Origin of the sequence: Chryseobacterium angstadtii (assembly GCF_001045465.1) — a bacterium.
Classification (GTDB): Bacteria; Bacteroidota; Bacteroidia; order Flavobacteriales; family Weeksellaceae; genus Chryseobacterium; species Chryseobacterium angstadtii.
Map to the genome: position 1 here is coordinate 23941 of NZ_LFND01000009.1, position 17362 is coordinate 41302.

14 protein-coding genes and 1 riboswitch are annotated in these 17362 nt (G+C 39.9%); of the genes, 10 read left to right on the plus strand and 4 right to left on the minus strand.

What is annotated here, in order from left to right; all coding sequences use genetic code 11:
- The first annotated feature begins 64 nt into the window (after positions 1-64).
- Complete coding sequence (fahA, locus tag ACM46_RS22225) at positions 65-1312, plus strand: fumarylacetoacetase (protein ID WP_048508867.1); 1248 nt, start codon at positions 65-67, stop codon at positions 1310-1312.
- A gap of 139 nt (positions 1313-1451) precedes the next feature.
- Positions 1452-2273 (plus strand): flavin reductase family protein, encoded by an 822-nt coding sequence (locus tag ACM46_RS22230; RefSeq protein ID WP_048508868.1) that lies wholly within the window; start codon positions 1452-1454, stop codon positions 2271-2273.
- Positions 2274-2536: 263 nt separating this feature from the next.
- On the opposite strand, the gene ACM46_RS22235 is transcribed toward ACM46_RS22230, so the two are convergent.
- Both ACM46_RS22235 and ACM46_RS22240 read right to left on the minus strand, forming a co-directional pair.
- Positions 2537-3046, minus strand: a complete 510-nt coding sequence (locus ACM46_RS22235; RefSeq protein ID WP_048508869.1) for a hypothetical protein — start codon at positions 3044-3046, stop codon at positions 2537-2539.
- A gap of 64 nt (positions 3047-3110) precedes the next feature.
- A complete protein-coding gene (locus ACM46_RS22240) occupies positions 3111-3953 on the minus strand; it encodes an alpha/beta hydrolase family protein (RefSeq protein WP_048508870.1) in 843 nt (280 codons plus the stop codon).
- A gap of 72 nt (positions 3954-4025) precedes the next feature.
- Here ACM46_RS22240 and ACM46_RS22245 point away from each other — a divergent pair, with 72 nt between their 5' ends.
- From ACM46_RS22245 to tenA, 8 genes are all read left to right on the plus strand, one after another.
- Positions 4026-5282, plus strand: coding sequence for a PKD domain-containing protein (locus ACM46_RS22245; protein WP_048508871.1), 1257 nt, complete (start codon positions 4026-4028; stop codon positions 5280-5282).
- Positions 5283-5297: 15 nt separating this feature from the next.
- On the plus strand, positions 5298-6071 hold the full coding sequence (locus tag ACM46_RS22250; protein WP_048508872.1) for a HipA family kinase: 774 nt from the start codon (positions 5298-5300) through the stop codon (positions 6069-6071).
- Positions 6058-6441, plus strand: coding sequence for a DUF3037 domain-containing protein (locus ACM46_RS22255; RefSeq protein ID WP_048508873.1), 384 nt, complete (start codon positions 6058-6060; stop codon positions 6439-6441). The genes ACM46_RS22250 and ACM46_RS22255 overlap by 14 nt, the downstream gene beginning before the upstream one ends.
- Before the next feature lie 222 nt (positions 6442-6663).
- Positions 6664-8505 carry a carbon starvation CstA family protein gene (locus tag ACM46_RS22260; protein ID WP_048508874.1) on the plus strand — a complete coding sequence of 614 codons (1842 nt, stop codon included), beginning with the start codon at positions 6664-6666 and terminating at the stop codon, positions 8503-8505.
- A gap of 62 nt (positions 8506-8567) precedes the next feature.
- A riboswitch (TPP riboswitch) is annotated at positions 8568-8661 on the plus strand.
- Positions 8662-8722: 61 nt separating this feature from the next.
- Positions 8723-9520 carry a hydroxyethylthiazole kinase gene (gene thiM / locus ACM46_RS22265; protein WP_173426514.1) on the plus strand — a complete coding sequence of 266 codons (798 nt, stop codon included), beginning with the start codon at positions 8723-8725 and terminating at the stop codon, positions 9518-9520.
- The gene (thiE, locus tag ACM46_RS22270; RefSeq protein WP_048508875.1) at positions 9517-10152 is read left to right on the plus strand and encodes a thiamine phosphate synthase; all 636 of its coding nucleotides are present in this window, start codon (positions 9517-9519) and stop codon (positions 10150-10152) included. The genes thiM and thiE overlap by 4 nt, the downstream gene beginning before the upstream one ends.
- Positions 10149-10982: a bifunctional hydroxymethylpyrimidine kinase/phosphomethylpyrimidine kinase gene (thiD, locus tag ACM46_RS22275; protein WP_048508876.1), complete on the plus strand. Its 834-nt coding sequence runs from the start codon at positions 10149-10151 to the stop codon at positions 10980-10982. Before thiE ends, thiD begins: the two co-directional genes overlap by 4 nt.
- Complete coding sequence (gene tenA / locus ACM46_RS22280; protein WP_048508877.1) at positions 10969-11619, plus strand: thiaminase II; 651 nt, start codon at positions 10969-10971, stop codon at positions 11617-11619. The genes thiD and tenA overlap by 14 nt, the downstream gene beginning before the upstream one ends.
- A gap of 172 nt (positions 11620-11791) precedes the next feature.
- Here tenA and ACM46_RS22285 read toward each other — a convergent pair whose 3' ends face one another.
- Complete coding sequence (locus ACM46_RS22285; protein WP_048508878.1) at positions 11792-14518, minus strand: TonB-dependent receptor plug domain-containing protein; 2727 nt, start codon at positions 14516-14518, stop codon at positions 11792-11794.
- Between the two features lie 393 nt (positions 14519-14911).
- Positions 14912-17242 (minus strand): ATP-dependent helicase, encoded by a 2331-nt coding sequence (locus ACM46_RS22290; protein ID WP_048508879.1) that lies wholly within the window; start codon positions 17240-17242, stop codon positions 14912-14914.
- Between the last annotated feature and the right edge of the window lie 120 nt (positions 17243-17362).

Genomic DNA, 17362 nt, shown 5'->3' on the forward strand with positions numbered 1-17362 from the left:
TTAAACAGGGATAGCAAATTGTAATAGATTCGTTATCTTACCTCTAATTTAATTACAAAAAATTATGAAATCATTTGTAGAATATTCTTCGGATTCAGACTTTTCTATACATAATATTCCTTTTGGAGTAACCGTTTTTAACAAAGAATACATCGGATGCTGTACAAGGATCGGAGATCAGATAGTAGATCTTGCGACCCTGTATGATCTTGGCTATTTTGAAGATATTCAGGGATTAGACGATAATGTCTTTGAAGCCTATACCATCAACGAATTTATCGAACTGGGAAAACCTGTAACCAATGCAGTACGTACCAGAATTCAGGAACTTCTTCAGGAAGGCTCAACCTTGTCAAAAGATGAAAAAACAATTGAAGATGCGTTTTATGATCTCGACAAAGTAAAAATGATGATGCCTGTACACATTCCTAATTATACCGATTTTTACAGCAGCATCGAACACGCTACCAACGTAGGAAAAATGTTCCGCGATCCGGAAAATGCATTACTTCCTAACTGGAAACACCTTCCCGTAGGCTACCATGGAAGAGCCTCTTCCATTGTAGTTTCAGGAACGGAAATCAACCGTCCGAAAGGCCAGACAAAACCTGCAGATGCAGAAAAACCTCTTTTCGGACCTAGCAAACAACTGGATTTCGAACTTGAAATGGCATTCATCCTCAACAAAAATACAGAGATGGGTGAAAGTATCTCTACAAAGGATGCCGAAGACGCTATCTTCGGAATGGTGGTATTCAACGATTGGTCTGCAAGAGATATACAGGCTTGGGAATATGTTCCGCTAGGACCTTTCCTTGCCAAGAATTTTGGCTCGTCTATTTCTCCGTGGGTAGTTACCCTTGAAGCACTGGAACCGTTCAGAACAGCTTCTCCAAAACAGGATCCTGAAGTATTAGACTATTTAAAATTTGAGGGTGATAAAAATTATGACATCAACCTTGAAGTCTATATCCAGCCTGAAAACGGAGAACAAAATCTTGTTTGTGAAAGCAACTACAAACACATGTACTGGAATATGACGCAGCAACTTGCTCACCATACCGTAAACGGATGCAACGTAGAAGTTGGAGATCTGTATGCCAGCGGAACTATCTCAGGAAGCGATCCCAAATCTTTCGGATCTATGCTGGAACTTACCTGGAGAGGACAAAATCCTTTACAGCTAAGCAACGGCCAGGAAAGAAAATTCATTGAAGACAACGATACCGTTACCATGAAGGCCTGGGCTGAAAAAGATGGTGTGAGAGTAGGCTTTGGTGAAGTTTCCGGTAAAATTATTCCAACGGTTTAATATATTTAAACACTTTAGTTTTAATTAAGTTAGTAAGAAATTAAACTTGATTAAAAGAATAGAATATTAAACCTCATAGGTTTCGAAAACCTATGAGGTTTTTTTTAAGACAAAAATTAAATAAGTGTTAAGCAAAACAATGAAAACAGTAATCCCTTCCGAATTATCCCCCGTACAGCTCCAAACGATTATGCAGACCGCCGTGTCTCCGCGTCCGATTGCTCTGGCTTCTACGGTAGATAAAAACGGAACCAGTAATTTATCGCCATTCAGTTTTTTTAATATGTTCAGTACCGTCCCTCCGATTTTGATTTTCTCACCATCGAGGAGAGTACGGGACAATACAACCAAACATACCCTGGAAAATGTTCTGGAAGTCCCGGAAGTCGTTATAGGAACCGTAAACTTTCCTATTGTACAGCAGATTTCTCTAGCATCTACCGAGTATGAAACCGGAGTCAACGAATTCATCAAATCCGGTCTCACGATGAAAAACGCGGATCTGGTACAGCCTAAACTGATTGAAGAATGCCCGGTTAACTTTGAATGTAAAGTTTTAGAAGTAAAATCTCTGGGAGATCAGGGCGGTGCAGGAAATCTTGTGATCTGTGAAGTTCAGAAAATCCACATCAGGGAAGAATATCTGAATGAAGCTGGAAACCTTGACCAGCAAAAACTGGATATGGTAGCCCGATTGGGAGGTAACTGGTATTCCAGAAGCAACGAAAACAGCCTTTTCGAAGTTCCGAAACCTTTGGTAACAAAAGGAATAGGTTTTGATATCCTGCCGGATTCCATCAAATTAAGCAAGATATTTACAGGAAATGATTTGGGAATGCTTGCCAATATAGAAGTGCTTCCTGCCGGAGATTTTCATGCAGATGAAAACGTTCACCTGAATGCTCAGAAATTACTCCTGGAAAGCAAAATTGAAGAAGCCTGGACGCTTTTAACAATATAAAAATTCCAAAAAATAAAACCAGCCTGCAATCTAAATCAGGCTGGCTTTTATTTATTTCTTAACTGTAAAATAGATCCTCTCACCTATTCCCCTTCATCAAATCAACAAGTTGATTTCCTCTTTGCTCTCCTAAATAAGGCATCACAATCAATTGAATACCGCCAGTCATTGCGAGGATCGAAGTGACGAAGCAATCTCAAAAAAGACTTTAGATTACTCCACCTAAAGGTTCATAATGACAAATAGGTTTTACAGTTTAAATTTTACTTAGACTTTAAAGCATCAGTAACCGTAATTTTTCCTTTTTCAGCAAAATCCGTTACTTTCCCGTTCTTATCAATAGACACATTCAAATTGTCATTTTTGGAGTCATAAAAAATAGAGGTAGAATATCCCGGGCAGTCGTGCTGCTTACATCCTGTTACTTTATAAATCCCGTTTTCAGATACAATCGGAGATTCTACGTTGAAATTTTTCAGCATTTCATCATATTGTGCTCCGGCAAGTTTTTTAACCCTGTCTGCAAAACTTTTATCTTCAAAAAGTTTAATATCATGAGGATATTTTCCTTCATTTTTAGTGATGATATTATCTGTTGAGGCGGTTGCCAGTGTTGAAGTAGCAGAATCTGTTTTTGGTGCTGCTGTGGAATCCTGAGTTACGGTTGTTAAAGAATCCGTAGCAGTAGTTGTTCCATCAGTTTTGGCTTCTTTTTTACATGAAGTCAGGGCAAGTAGTGAGAACGCAAAAGCGCTTACGATCATTTTTTTCATAATAATTTATTGAAGTGATTAATAATTGCAACACCAACATCCAAATTTCATTCCAAGATGAAGGCTATTTCATATTTTTATTAATAAAATCAATGCATTTTTCTGTTACAATATTCAGGTATTCCGGAAGCTCATTTCCGGTCCATGGCTCTTTTGATCCGAAGGTATGATCCGCTCCTTCCACCAGGAACAGTTCTGAGTTTGGGTTTAAGATATGAAGATGTTCGGCACTCTTTGCACTCACGCTTTCATCATGGGTTCCGTGAACAATCAGTACATAGGCTTTAGCCATTTCTGTGGCTCTTTCCACATCAAAACGATGCACATTATTTTGAAAATCTTCATAGAACTGGTAATAGTGAGGCATTTCCTGCTTGGTTCTTCCATTCAATACATAATAGACGCCTTCTTTTTTCCAGTGTTCCAGAGCTTCTTCTTTTGGAAACCGTTCCAGAGTATCTACACTGGCCAGGGTGATCAGTCCATTGATTCTTTCATCTTCGAAGGTCTTTATAATAGATATTCCTCCTCCTCTGCTGTGTCCGACCAAAATAATTTTCTGATCATCCACATGAGGATCTTTTACGAAATGATCAATTACAACACCCAGATCAGAAAGTTCTTTTGAATAATTATTATGTCCGAAAGCCTCCAGATCTCCGAAATTGTGAGGATCTTCCACGGTGGTTCCGTTATGAGAAGAATTGAACTTCACAAAAAAGAAACCTGCTTCTGCAAATTTCTCTCCCATCAGATTCCATGCTCCCCAGTCTTTGTACCCTTTATACCCGTGAACAAAAATCACAAGCGGTAATTTTTCATCAGTTTCCGGATAAAATGCGTCTGCCAGAAAATTCCTTGTTTCCGAATTATTCAGCTTTATATTACAATCTCTTATCAATTTCATAAAATAAAATAGTTTTATTTACTTCCTTTTAAATTAAACTTATATTTGTGATATCCACTTTAATTTAAATATATGAAAAAAACACTACTCCTTTTATTTTTAATTTCATTTTCACTCGGTTTCGGACAGATTACCAAAAATGTTTTTTTTGTTGGGAACAGCTATACCTACACCAATAATCTCCCTGAATTAGTGAAAAATATTGCTGCTTCTACAGGTGATATTTTAACTTATCAAACTCATGCAGAAGGTGGAGCGAGACTGAAGCAACATGCAGCTAATCCATTGGTAACCACAACAATAAACCAAGGAAACTGGGATTATGTTGTACTTCAGGAACAGAGCCAGATTCCGTCTTTTCCTGATACGTTTGTTCAGACAGAAATGCATCCGTATGCAAAGCAGCTTGCTGAACTTATCAAAAATTCCAATTCCTGTGGAAATCCCATGTTCTTCATGACCTGGGGCTATAAATCCGGTGATGCTACCAACTGTGCCAACGGAAACACAGCTGTGTGTACTTATGAAGGCATGGATGATCTTACGTATAACCGGTATATGGATATGGCTCTGCTTAATGAAAGTCTGGTTTCTCCGGTCGGAAAAGTCTGGAGAATGATCAGACAGCAGCATGCTGCCATGGATCTGTACTCCGCTGACGGATCACATCCCAGCTATATAGGTTCGATGGCTGCTGCCTATACTATCTATACTATTTTATTCAAAAAAGATCCTGAAATGGCTTCTTTCAACGGAAATTTAACCATCACAGAAGCCCAGGCTATAAAAAGTATTGTAAAAAATACGGTATTCGACAATCTGAATACTTGGCTTGTGGGAGCTAATGATGTTGCCAGCAGGTTTACCCACCAGATCACAGGAAATTCTACGGTTGAATTCACAAATCAAACCCAGAATGCCACTACTTTTTCATGGAATTTCGGAGACGGAAATACCTCAACTCTACAAAATCCAACGCACACTTACACTGCATCAGGAAGCTACGAAGTAAGTCTTACCACCAATGCATGCGGAACTAATTCCACCAAAACAAAATCTGTAACCATCAGCAGCCTTGGAACAAAAGAAGAGCCAATTAATCAAATTCAGCTCTATCCGAATCCTGTTCAGGATGCTATTCATATTATTACTGATCAAAAGTTATCCGCTACTTCTTTAACCGATGCCTCCGGACGTACAGTCATTTTTCAACTTGAAAAAACAGAATCAGGCTACACACTTCCTATGCATCATCTGTCTGACGGAGTTTATTTTCTGAAATATAAAACAGGAGAAAAGGATTACACTCAAAAAATTATCAAAAAATAACCTTAATTTTGCGGTATGCTGGATTTAAGAACAGTAACCGTGACGCGTTACATCCTACCCCTGAGAGAAGGCGGATCTCTTCCTGCTTTGGCGGAAGCTGATGATGATTTTAAATATGTACTGAAATTCCGTGGCGCCGGCCATGGCGTAAAAATGCTCATTTCTGAACTTTTGGGCGGCAAAATCACCGAGGCATTGGGACTGAGAATTCCCGAGCTGGTATTTGTGAACCTGGATGTAGATTTCGGAAGAACGGAAGCAGATGAGGAAATCCAGGACTTACTGAAATTTTCAGAAGGGCTGAATCTGGGGCTTCATTATCTTTCAGGCTCTATCACCTACGATCCGGGCGTAAAAGTTGATCCTCTTCTGGCTTCAAAGATCGTATGGCTGGATGCATTCATCACCAATATAGACCGTACTTTCAGAAACACCAATCTTCTGATGTGGCATAAAGAACTGTGGGTAATTGACAACGGAGCTTCTTTTTATTTCCATCATTCATGGCAGAATTTTGATACGGCGGCAAAAACTCCTTTCAAATATGTGAAAGATCACGTGCTGCTTCCGAAAGCAAAAATGCTGGATGAAGCGGACCGGTTTGCTCATGAAGTACTGAACGATACTCTTTTCAGAGAGATGGTCAATTTAATTCCTGAAGACTGGCTTCAATGGGATGATGCTGATGAACCCCCTGAAGAGATCCGTGAAATTTACTTTCAGTTCCTGAAAACACGATTAGAAAATTCTCAAATCTTTGTAAACGAAGCTAAAAATGCAAGAGGATAAAATATACGAATACGCTGTAATACGCCTGGTGCCGAAAGTTGAAAGAGAAGAATTTTTCAACATCGGGCTTGTGATGTTCTCCAAAAAAGAGAAGTTTATCCGTGTAGAATTTTATTTATGCCCTGATAAATTCAAATTAATGCACAGTAAGCTGGATTATGATGATGTGATCCAGAATCTGGAAAGCTTCCGGAAAATTGCAAACGGTGATAAAGAAGGAGGCCCCATTGCCCTGATGGAAATTCCTGAACGTTTCCGCTGGCTTACAGCTGTCAGAAGTTCTTCTGTTCAGACCTCAAGACCTCATCCGGGGAAATCCAAAGATCTGGAAAAGACATTTGATAAACTTTTTGAGGAATTAGTAAAGTAACATGCTCTCAAAAAAAAATTATATACATCTACAATCCAAAAACACACAACAACCTTATAATCAATGTTATAAATTACAAAATCAAGCATAATAATTAAAATTTGCTAGATTGATATACATATCATCATTTTTTATATCTAAAATAATTAACTTGGCTTTTGTTTAAATTATTCTTAACAAAATATCCAATATTTTTAATTATTCACTCTAAAAACCGATGATATGGATTTTCTGGATAACACTAATGCTTTAACTCTGATATTCGTATCGGTGCTGATATTTGCAATTGCCTATCGTTTTTATGGTATTTTCATCGCCAATAAAGTACTTCGGCTTAATGATAAAAACACAACTCCTGCCGTAGAATTTGCCGATGGTAAAGATTATGTAGCAACGAACAAAAATGTACTCTTCGGGCATCATTTTGCCGCTATTGCTGCTGCGGGTCCTTTGGTAGGTCCTGTTCTTGCCGCTCAGTTCGGCTATCTTCCCGGAGCATTATGGATTCTCATAGGATGCGTACTCGGAGGTGGTGTACACGATATGGTGGTTCTGTTTGCTTCCGTACGACATAAAGGGCAGAGTTTAGCAACTATTGCTTCTAAGGAAATCGGAAAAGCGACCGGAACCGTTGCAGGTTTTGCCATTTTATTCATCCTTATTCTTACGCTGGCGGGTTTATCACTGGCCTGTATCAATGCGATGCATGAAGCTTCCTGGTCTCTGTTTACCGTAGTGATTACCATGCCTATTGCAGTGATTATGGGACTGATTATGAGATACAGAAAAAACAGCGTGCTTTTCGCCAGCATTTTAGGCGGAATCCTTTTAGTAGCCGGAATTATCGGCGGACACAGTCTGATGCAGAACGAAACCATGAACAACCTGTTTACCTGGGATATAAAAACCATCTCGATTGCCATTCCGCTTTATGGTTTTCTGGCTTCCGTACTTCCTGTCTGGCTTCTTCTGGTACCGAGAGATTATCTTTCTACTTACTTAAAAATAGGAACCATCATTATGCTTGCCGTAGGGGTTATTGTTATTCACCCGACTATACAGATGCCTGCCCTTACTGATTTTGTAAAAGGAGGCGGTCCCGTGATAGGCGGTCCTGTACTTCCGTTTATCTTCATTGTAATAGCCTGCGGAGCGATTTCCGGTTTCCATGCCGTAATTGCAACAGGAACAACTCCTAAAATGCTTAACAAAGAAAAAGAAATCCTTTTTGTAGGGTATGGAGCGATGCTGGTGGAAGGCTTTGTTGCTTTAATGGCTTTAATTGCAGCCTGTACACTAATGCCCGGCGATTATTTTGCGATCAACACTCCTAAAGAATCTTATGATGCCTTCCTGGCAGCACATCCGTCTCTGCATGGTGTAGACATTGATTATTACTCTCAAAAAATAGGCATAGAGCTTCATGGAAGAACCGGCGGAGCTGTATCGCTGGCCGTAGGAATGGCTCATATTTTCAATAAAATCCCATACATGGATCAACTCACCGCTTATTGGTATAATTTTGCCATCATGTTTGAGGCCGTATTCATCCTTACCGCCATTGATGCGGGAACAAGAGTGGGAAGGTTCTTTTTACAGGAAATGCTGGGATCTGTTATTCCAAAATTCAATGATAAAAACTGGATTCCGGGAATTATTATCAGCAGCCTCTTATTTACTTTCGCTTGGGGATATCTCGTATTCACAGGAAATGTAAGCAGTATATGGCCGCTCTTCGGGATCAGTAACCAGCTGTTGGCAGCCTGCGGACTTATTGTCTGTACAACGATGCTCATCCGGATGAACAGAGGAAAATATGCTTTATGTTCGGCTATTCCGGGAGTTTTCATGGCCGGAATTACGTTCTGGGCAGGTTATATTCAGGTCACGGCCATCTATCTTCCCAAAGAACAGTATCTCCTGGCGGCCCTGGCGGTAACAGCCATGGTTCTGATGCTTGTGGTATTTATTGGAGCTTTTATGAAATGGTATCAGCTTCTGAAGATCAAAACCACAGAGATAGACTATTATGGTGAACCTGTAAAAGAACTGGTGGAAAGATAGAGAACACATCTTCAAAATCCGTTGGGTGTTTTTTTGCCTGCTGTGATAATTTTTATACATTTGTTTTGCTTTAGGGGTATTCTGAAAAAGAATTGAGAGAGTCCCTTCGAACCTGATACGGCTTACACCGACGTAGGGAAAAGCAAAACTACATTACGAATAATGTACCTTTTGTTTTGGATTTTTCCTGAAGCTATTTTTATTTTAAATGATAACAATGGAAAATATTCTTTGGGAACAGGTACAGCTTGTCCGGCAAAAATCTCCCCTGGTTCATAATATCACCAATTATGTGGTGATGAATAATACAGCTAATGCTCTTTTGGCAGCAGGAGCTTCTCCGATCATGGCGCACGCAAAACCCGAAATCACGGAAATGATTGGGATTGCCCATTCTGTGGTGATTAATATTGGTACACTGGATGAATACTGGTCGGAATCTATGATTATGGCAGCTGAAACCGCCCATTCAGTGAAAAAACCATGGATTTTAGATCCTGTGGGAGCAGGCGCAACTTCTTTCCGCAATGAAGTCTTAAACCAACTCTTACCCTATAACCCGACGGTGATCAGAGGAAATGCTTCTGAAATTATGGCGTTGGCTAAGGCCAATACAACCGCTACAAAAGGAGTTGACAGTACTGCGGAAAGTAACGAAGCCATTGATGCTGCGCGTTATCTTGTCAACCAGTACAATACCATAGTCTGTATCTCCGGTGAAACTGATATTATTCTGGATACTCATCAGGAAATTTCTATTAAAAACGGACATCCGCTGATGACGAAAGTGACAGGTCTCGGATGTTCTGCCACTGCACTAGTCGGGGCTTTTATCGGGGTTTCCGAAGATAAAACAATAGCTGTAGCTGCTGCAATGGCTTTAATGGGTATTGCCGGGGAATTAGCGGCTGAAGAAAGTAAAGGACCGGGAAGTCTTCAGGTCAATCTTATTGATAAGCTGTACACAATGACGGAACAGGAATTCATCAACCGTTTAAAGATTGAACGAAAATGATCCTGAATTCTTTTCCCTACAAACTTTATCTCGTTATTTCCGAAGCTGACTGTATGGGCCGAAACTTCCTGCAGGTGGCTGAACAGGCTATCCTGGGAGGAGTCGATGTGATTCAGCTGAGAGAAAAAAACAGCAGTACGGAATCCTTCCTTCAAAAAGCTCAGAAACTTATTGAAATTACCGATAAGCATTCTATCCCGTTGATCATTAACGATAATGTAGAGGTTGCAGAACATGTAAATGCAGCAGGCATTCACGTGGGTAACACTGATGCTCCACCCGATTTTCTAAGACAGCGGCCTCTTCTTCATCAAAAAATCATCGGCTACTCTATTGAATATCTTTCCCAGCTTGATAATGAGCAAACATTGGTTTCCGATTATCTTGGCATCAGCCCCGTATTCAGAACCGACACGAAAACAGATACCATAACGGAATGGGGACTTGAAGGTATAAAAACAATCAGACAGCTTACAGAAAAGCCTTTGGTAGCTATAGGACATATTCATAATGGAAACGCAAGAGAAGTCATTGATGCAGGAGCCGATTGTCTTGCCGTCGTCTCTGCCATCTGTAGTGCTCAGGATCCTCAAAAAGCTGCCTATCAATTAAAAAATGAAATTTTAAAATGAAAAAATACACCTATCCATCGGTATTGACCATAGCCGGATTTGACGGAAGCGGTGGCGCAGGCATTCAGGCTGATATCAAAACAGCTTCTGCCTTAGGCTGCTTTTCAACCTCCGTATTAACAGCATTACCCGTACAAAATACACAAGGCGTAAGGAAAATTTACCCGGTTCCTGTAGAAGCTGTAGCCGATCAGATCGAAGCTATTCTGGATGATATTTTCCCGGATGCGATAAAAATCGGAATGGTTCATACGCCGCAACTGGTAGAAACCATTGTTTCAACATTGGGGAAATACAAAAAAATACCTCTTGTGTTTGATCCCGTTATGGTAGCAACAAGCGGTCACCGCCTGATTGAAGAAGATACCATAGCCGCTATTACAGAAAAACTTTTCCCCATTGCCGACGTGATTACTCCCAATATGGATGAAGCCGCTATTCTGGCAAAAATGGACGTTATTACCCTTGAAGATCTCTACGCCGCAGGAAAGAAAATAAAAAAACTCGGCTGTAAAAGTATACTTCTCAAAGGCGGGCATCAGGAAACCTCAACCATCACCTCTTTATTTTATGATGAACATGAGAATTTCCATTCTTTTGAAACTGTAAAATTCGATACGAACAATACCCACGGTTCCGGATGTACCCTTTCTTCTGCCATAGCAGCCTATCTGGCTCAGGGAAAGACTTTATATGATTCTGTTTCTCTGGGACAGCAATACGTCTATCAAGCTATAGAAAACGGAAAAGACGTACAAACAGGACTTGGAAACGGTCCGCTTAATCACTTTTTTAATCCTCAAAAACTTATTAAAAATGAAATGGTCTGAACAAACCTGGCAAGCTATAGAAAAACGTTATCAGTCTATTCTGGAAATGCCGTTTATCAAAGAATTATCAGACGGTTCCCTGCCGCAAGATAAATTCAGATTTTACATGGCTCAGGATTCGTTATATCTTGAACATTTCGGCAGGACGCTTTCGCTGATCGCTGCAAAAATTCAGGATCTTCAGGATGTACTGGCTTTTATGCGTTTTGCTGAAAATGCTATTGTCGTTGAAAATGCACTGCATGAATCTTATTTTGTTGATTTTGGAGTGACTGATAAAGGCGTATTAGAACCTGCCTGCCATCATTACATTCACTTCCTGAGAAGTACCGCTGCTCTGGAATCTGTAGAAATAGCCGTAGCCGCAGTTCTTCCCTGCTTCTGGATTTACAGGGAGGTCGGGGATTATATTTTTAACGATCAAAACACCATCAACAATCCTTATCAAAAGTGGATTGAGACGTATGGCGGTGAAGAGTTTTCCGTTGCCGTAGATCAGGCCATTGCTATTTGTGACCTACTGGCAGAGAACAGCACGGAGGAGATCAGAGAAAAAATGACTGAGGCTTTCATCATGTCAACCCGGATGGAATTTCATTTCTGGGAAGGTGCTTATGATTTAAAAGTCTGGAAATAGATGAACCTATGTTGTACGGGTTCGTGATTCGGGTTCTAAATTGAGTGTTGAAGAGTGGTTAATCCGGAAACATTGAATGAATGACAAATACCTTGTGGCTGAGGCCCTCGAAGCCACCAGGTATAAAATATAAAAAGCGGATTCAAATTTTTGAATCCGCTTTTGGTATCATTTAAAAATTAAAATTGAGTCGTGAAAACACATACCTTCCGTTCTGCCCGAACTGTGATGTGGAACGCGAGTAAATAAACTGGTCATTATTCGTAGAAGCTGTAAGGTTTTTATCAGGATAAATATCAAAGAGGTTATTTACGCCTACCGTTAACCCTATATTTTTTGTAAACTGGTAAGCTAATGATAGATCGGTAATAATTTTGTCTCCAATCTGCTGGTGCTCATTGAATCCGATGATTCCGTCACCATTGGCATCAATCACATCTGCACCCGTTACCTTTCCGAAATAGGTATTTCTCAAATAAACACTTGCTTTTTTCCATGAAAGTGTGTGTGATAAACTTGCTTTTACTCTTGGAACAGCTTCTTCCAGATACACTCTTGATTTTTCAGAAAAATAGATTTTTTCAAGACTCGGGGACTGCAATAATCCTGAAGAGTGGATATCTCCTACTTTTCTGGTCTCGCTTATATTCGCCGCAAAACTGTTATCCAGTTTGAAACCTGAAAATCTTGCATTGTGAGAGATCACAAGGTCGATTCCTTTTGTTTCCGTGTCAATGGCATTGGTAAAGAATTGGGCTCCATTAATATCCTGATTATCAAATTTAATCTGTGCGGCTAAAGGTACATCAGCCCGCAGGAACTGGTCTGTAAGGATAATCCTGTTGTTGATTCTTGTAAAATACCCATCAGCCGTAAAGGTAAGCCCTGCGGAAGGAATTCTGTAGGTAAATCCTAAGCTGGCGGATTTTGAAGTTTCCTGCTTCAGTTTAGGAATTCCCAGTTCTGCTGCAATTTCTGAATCATTACTGAATGTTCCCACTTCCAGAAGCTGATTGTTGGTGAACAGTGTAGAAGTTACATTATAATAAATCTGATGAATAGAAGGCGCTCTGAACCCTGTAGAACCTGCCAGTCTCACATTAAAATCGGGAGTTACTTTGATTCTTGAAGCCAGTTTATAATTGAACGTAGACCCGAAATCTGAATAATTTTCATACCTCGCCGCTGCATCTACCAATAACCAGTTAGTAAAATTGAATTCTACATCTGCATAAGCAGCTACTGCCTGTCTGTTTTTATCTATTGCATTCGCAGGTTTAAATCCTCCGAAAACCTGTGAACCTCCAGGAAGTGCATTCCCAAAGAAATCCGTTGCTCTCGGACTTGTATTATTCCATACGCTTCCTGCGGCATCATAAGTGGTATAGGAAGCTGCATCACCCTGTGTTATTTTGAAATTTTCATAACGGTGTTCTGCTCCGAATGCTACGTTGATTCCATTCCACACATCATATTTTTTAGAGAAATCTAAATTAATGGTGTTCTGTGAAAACCTTAAACCTCCCGCATTAAACTCATTCGGTGATGCAAAACGCAGTGAAGTGTTCCCTGTATCCTGAATATTATAATTGAATGAATTCTGCCCGAAAGTATTACTGAAATCAATATTCCAGCCGTCCCAATCTCCTTTAATCCCTGCAGAAAGTGATAAATCCTGAATATCTGTACCAATCTGAGGTAGATAACCGTCTGAATAAATCCCAGTAAACGTTCTGCTCTGATTAGGTTTTCTGTAAAATCCTCCGGAAGTTCCATGTCTGAAGCTGTAGCCACCGAAAGAATATACTTTCCAGTTATCATTAATCGGAACTTCAATGTTGGCAAAAAGCTGATGATTGTTCAGTTTAGACTGCCCTACCTGCATATTGAAATCTTTTCTGTTCTGCCCTCTGTAAGCCAATTCCTGATCTGTAAAATCTCCTTTCAAAAGCCCTTGCAGAGCACTGATGGTATTGGCCCCCTGAATCTGATTCTGAAGATCCTGAGAAAAATAACTTACCCCTTGTGCATACTGGTGAATATAATTAACAAGCTGTTGGGAATTGGGTACATTATTGATATTCGAAAAAAGAGAAGAAAGGTTCACTCCATCATTCAGAGCTCTTCTTTCGATAGCATTATAGGCATTATAAATAGATCCGCTTTCGGTTCCGGCTCTTGAAGTTGGGTTTCTGAACTGTGAAGACCAGGTAATATTATAAAAACCGCCCTTATTTCCGATTTTGTTTCCGTAATTAAGGTCGATCTGGATATTCTGTCCGTCAAAATTTCCGGTATGATCATTGGCTGCCGGAGTCAGATTTCCGCCGTAGCTTACCTGTCCCGTTAATTTTCCGATATCTTTTTTAAGTTCTAAATTGATCACGCCTGCAATAGCGTCTGAGCCGTACTGAGCTGAAGCACCATCACGCAAAACCTCAATTCTGTTTAAAGCAAACGAAGGAATCGAGTTCAAATCCGTTCCTACCGTTCCTCTTCCGGGAGTTCCGTTTACATTGACCAATGCAGAGGTATGTCTTCTTTTTCCGTTCACCAAAACCAATACCTGATCCGGTCCCAGCCCTCTCAGCTGTGCAGGATCCAGGTGATCTGTCCCGTCTGAATTCGTCTGAATCGTGGAAGTAAATGAAGGCGCTACCGCATTCAAAATCTGTCCTATACTGGATTGAGGAAGCACCACCGAAGATTCTTTTATATTGAAGACATCCACAGGAACCGGGCTGTCTATTTTGGATCGGGCACCGGCTCTTGAGCCTAATACCACAACTTCTTCTACATTATTGGTTTTTACGCTGTCTTTTACTTTTTCCTGACCGGAAGCATAGGTTCCGAGGAAAAATAAAACAGAAGCGGATAAAATAGTCTTTTTATTTTTCATACCCTTACATCAATTTATAGTTTATGTTTTTTTGAGTGGCAAATGTAAAGTAAATTTATTAGTCTACAAAATCAATAGACTTTTGTTTTATGAAAATTTAAGATAGTTTTCGTCTATTGCGTTTTTAAACACGAATAGCAAGAATACTTTCACAAATGACACAAATGCGTAAAATGTATTCTTGCTGTTGGTATTTTGAGAGGTTATTTTTTTTAACACGAATGACACTAATATTTTCCAAAAATGCCACTAGGAAAGTGAAAGATATTCGTGTTATTCGTGAAAAACATTTGTGAAATTTGTGTTTCAATATTTCAATAAAAAAAACGGAGCCCAAAAATGGAATCCGTTTTAAAAGTAGTATCATCAGCTTTCTCCGCTGAAAATAATCTGTTATATTTTCGTAAGCTTAGCGTATTTCAGGATAAGGTTTTTCTCTCCTTCATGAACGAAAATTACTTTCGCTTTGATATTCTGCGGATCTGTTCCGTCCAGGAAAGAAACTTCCCCGATCCCGAAACGGTCGTGTCTTACTTTGTCTCCTACTTCAATATCCTGAGAAGAAGCTCCGCTTGGATTGATGATTTTTGCGGTACTTACCGGCTTTAGTTTTCTTACTTCCGGTGCAGGTTGAGAATTATCTCCTCTGTCAATCGTTTTCTTTTCAACCTTTCTGAAAGACCTTTGTTCCGAAGGATGTTCATCAAAAATATTGGATTTGATTCCGGTATTATTGATAAATCTTTTTTCCAGAACCGGATTCAAAAATTCAATATATTCTTCATCAATTTCACTTAAAAATCTTGAAGGTTCCGCATCCGTAATTTTTCCCCACTGAAAACGGGAAACGGCATAAGAGAAAAATACTTTCTTTTCAGCTCTTGTGAGCGCCACATAAAAAAGACGTCTTTCTTCTTCCAGATCTTCTCTGGTTGCAGAACTCATAAAGCTCGGGAAAAGGTTTTCTTCAAGCCCTACTAGGTGTACCACCGGGAATTCAAGACCTTTTGAAAGGTGAATGGTCATTAACGAAACCATATCTTCCTCCGTATCTTTATCCTGGGTATCTGCAGAAAGAGCAATATTCTCCAGGAAATTCGGAAGGCTCGGATCTCCGTCTTCCAGCTGGATCTGTTCCTCAATGAATCCCTGCATAGAGTTCATCAATTCCTGAACGTTTTCCACACGGGAAATTCCTTCCGGAGTCTGGTCATCTTTCAGGAACTTGATCAGTCCGCTTCGTTTTGCAACTTCCATGGCCACACTGTAAACCGTATCGGTTTTCAGCAATACCTGGAATGCTTTGATCATGGACCAGAAGTCATTCAATTTGGTTAAAACACCATTATTCAGTCCTAACTGAGGAGCATACATCGGGATATTACTCAGCACCTGAGAAATAGTCAGATTGTGGGAATCTGCAAATACAATCAGTTTGTTCTGAGTGGTCTCTCCAATCCCTCTTGCCGGATAATTGATAATTCTCATTAACGCTTCCGAATCATTTTCATTGACCAGTAAACGCAGATAAGCAATAAGGTCTTTTACTTCTTTTCTCTGATAGAAAGAAAGCCCACCGTAAACCTTGTACGGAATATTTTTACGTCTCAGCGCATCTTCAAATGCTCTGGTCTGAGAGTTGGTTCTGTATAAAATGGCAAAATCACTGTATTTTCTCTGCTCGGTATTTCTGAGTTCCCAGATATTTCCGGCCACAAAATTGGCTTCATCCGCATCGGAAAGTGAGCGGTAAATTTTGATCTTATCCCCTTCTTCATTATCACTGAAAACATTTTTCTTAAACTGCTGAAGGTTTTTTGCAATCACCACATTGGCTGCATTCACAATATTCTGAGTCGAACGGTAATTTTGTTCAAGAGAAACCGTTATGGCATCAGGATAATCTTTTTTAAAGTTTAAGATATTGTAAATATTGGCTCCACGGAAGGAATAGATAGACTGCGCGTCGTCTCCTACCACACAGATGTTTTCAAATTTTGAAGCTAATGCTTTTACAATAAGGTATTGTGAATGGTTGGTATCCTGGTACTCATCTACCATGATGTACCTGAACCGGTCCTGATATTTCGCCAATACTTCCGGGAAACGGGTCAATAATTCATTGGTTTTCAGCAATAAATCATCAAAATCCATGGCTCCGTTTTTGAAACAGGCTTCCACATATTTCTGGTAAATTTGCCCGATGAATTTCATATTTGCTTTTTCATCAGCTTCCATAAGTTCAGGATTGTTGAAATAGGCTTTTACGGTAATCAGGTTGTTCTTGTAAGTTGAAATTCTTGCCTGAACTTTTTTAGGTTTATAAAGATCGGCATCGAGGTTCATATCTTTCAATACTTTTCTGATAACATTCAGGGCATCCTGCATATCATAGATGGTAAAATTGGAAGGATAGCCCAGATAATGTGCTTCAATTCTCAGGATTCTTGCAAAGACTGAGTGAAAAGTTCCCATCCATAAGCTTCTTGCATTGCTGTCTCCCACCACTTTAGCGATACGGTCTTTCATTTCGCGGGCGGCTTTATTGGTAAACGTCAGGGCCAGAATATTGAAAGGGTCAATTCCGTTGTGGATCAGGTGGGCAATACGCATGGTAAGCACACGTGTTTTTCCGGAACCGGCTCCTGCAAGCACCATTAAAGGTCCTTGTATAGAAGTAACGGCTTCATATTGTGGTTCATTGAGTCCTTTCAGATAATCCATACTGCAAAAAATTTTGGGAACACAAAAATAATGTATTCGGAGGAGAATTCAAATTATGAGCCTAATTTATAGGAAGTAAAATATGGAGATGTCTTTTCTGCAGGATCAGGCAGGCCTTAG

Excerpts from the sequence above, each read along its gene's own strand:
- fahA (WP_048508867.1), top strand. The coding sequence starts at position 65 with ATGAAATCATTTGTAGAATATTCTTCGGATTCAGACTTTTCTATACAT.
- ACM46_RS22230 (WP_048508868.1), top strand. The coding sequence starts at position 1,452 with ATGAAAACAGTAATCCCTTCCGAATTATCCCCCGTACAGCTCCAAACG.
- ACM46_RS22235 (WP_048508869.1), bottom strand. The coding sequence starts at position 3,046 with ATGAAAAAAATGATCGTAAGCGCTTTTGCGTTCTCACTACTTGCCCTG.
- ACM46_RS22240 (WP_048508870.1), bottom strand. The coding sequence starts at position 3,953 with ATGAAATTGATAAGAGATTGTAATATAAAGCTGAATAATTCGGAAACA.
- ACM46_RS22245 (WP_048508871.1), top strand. The coding sequence starts at position 4,026 with ATGAAAAAAACACTACTCCTTTTATTTTTAATTTCATTTTCACTCGGT.
- ACM46_RS22250 (WP_048508872.1), top strand. The coding sequence starts at position 5,298 with ATGCTGGATTTAAGAACAGTAACCGTGACGCGTTACATCCTACCCCTG.
- ACM46_RS22255 (WP_048508873.1), top strand. The coding sequence starts at position 6,058 with ATGCAAGAGGATAAAATATACGAATACGCTGTAATACGCCTGGTGCCG.
- ACM46_RS22260 (WP_048508874.1), top strand. The coding sequence starts at position 6,664 with ATGGATTTTCTGGATAACACTAATGCTTTAACTCTGATATTCGTATCG.
- thiM (WP_173426514.1), top strand. The coding sequence starts at position 8,723 with ATGGAAAATATTCTTTGGGAACAGGTACAGCTTGTCCGGCAAAAATCT.
- thiE (WP_048508875.1), top strand. The coding sequence starts at position 9,517 with ATGATCCTGAATTCTTTTCCCTACAAACTTTATCTCGTTATTTCCGAA.
- thiD (WP_048508876.1), top strand. The coding sequence starts at position 10,149 with ATGAAAAAATACACCTATCCATCGGTATTGACCATAGCCGGATTTGAC.
- tenA (WP_048508877.1), top strand. The coding sequence starts at position 10,969 with ATGAAATGGTCTGAACAAACCTGGCAAGCTATAGAAAAACGTTATCAG.
- ACM46_RS22285 (WP_048508878.1), bottom strand. The coding sequence starts at position 14,518 with ATGAAAAATAAAAAGACTATTTTATCCGCTTCTGTTTTATTTTTCCTC.
- ACM46_RS22290 (WP_048508879.1), bottom strand. The coding sequence starts at position 17,242 with ATGGATTATCTGAAAGGACTCAATGAACCACAATATGAAGCCGTTACT.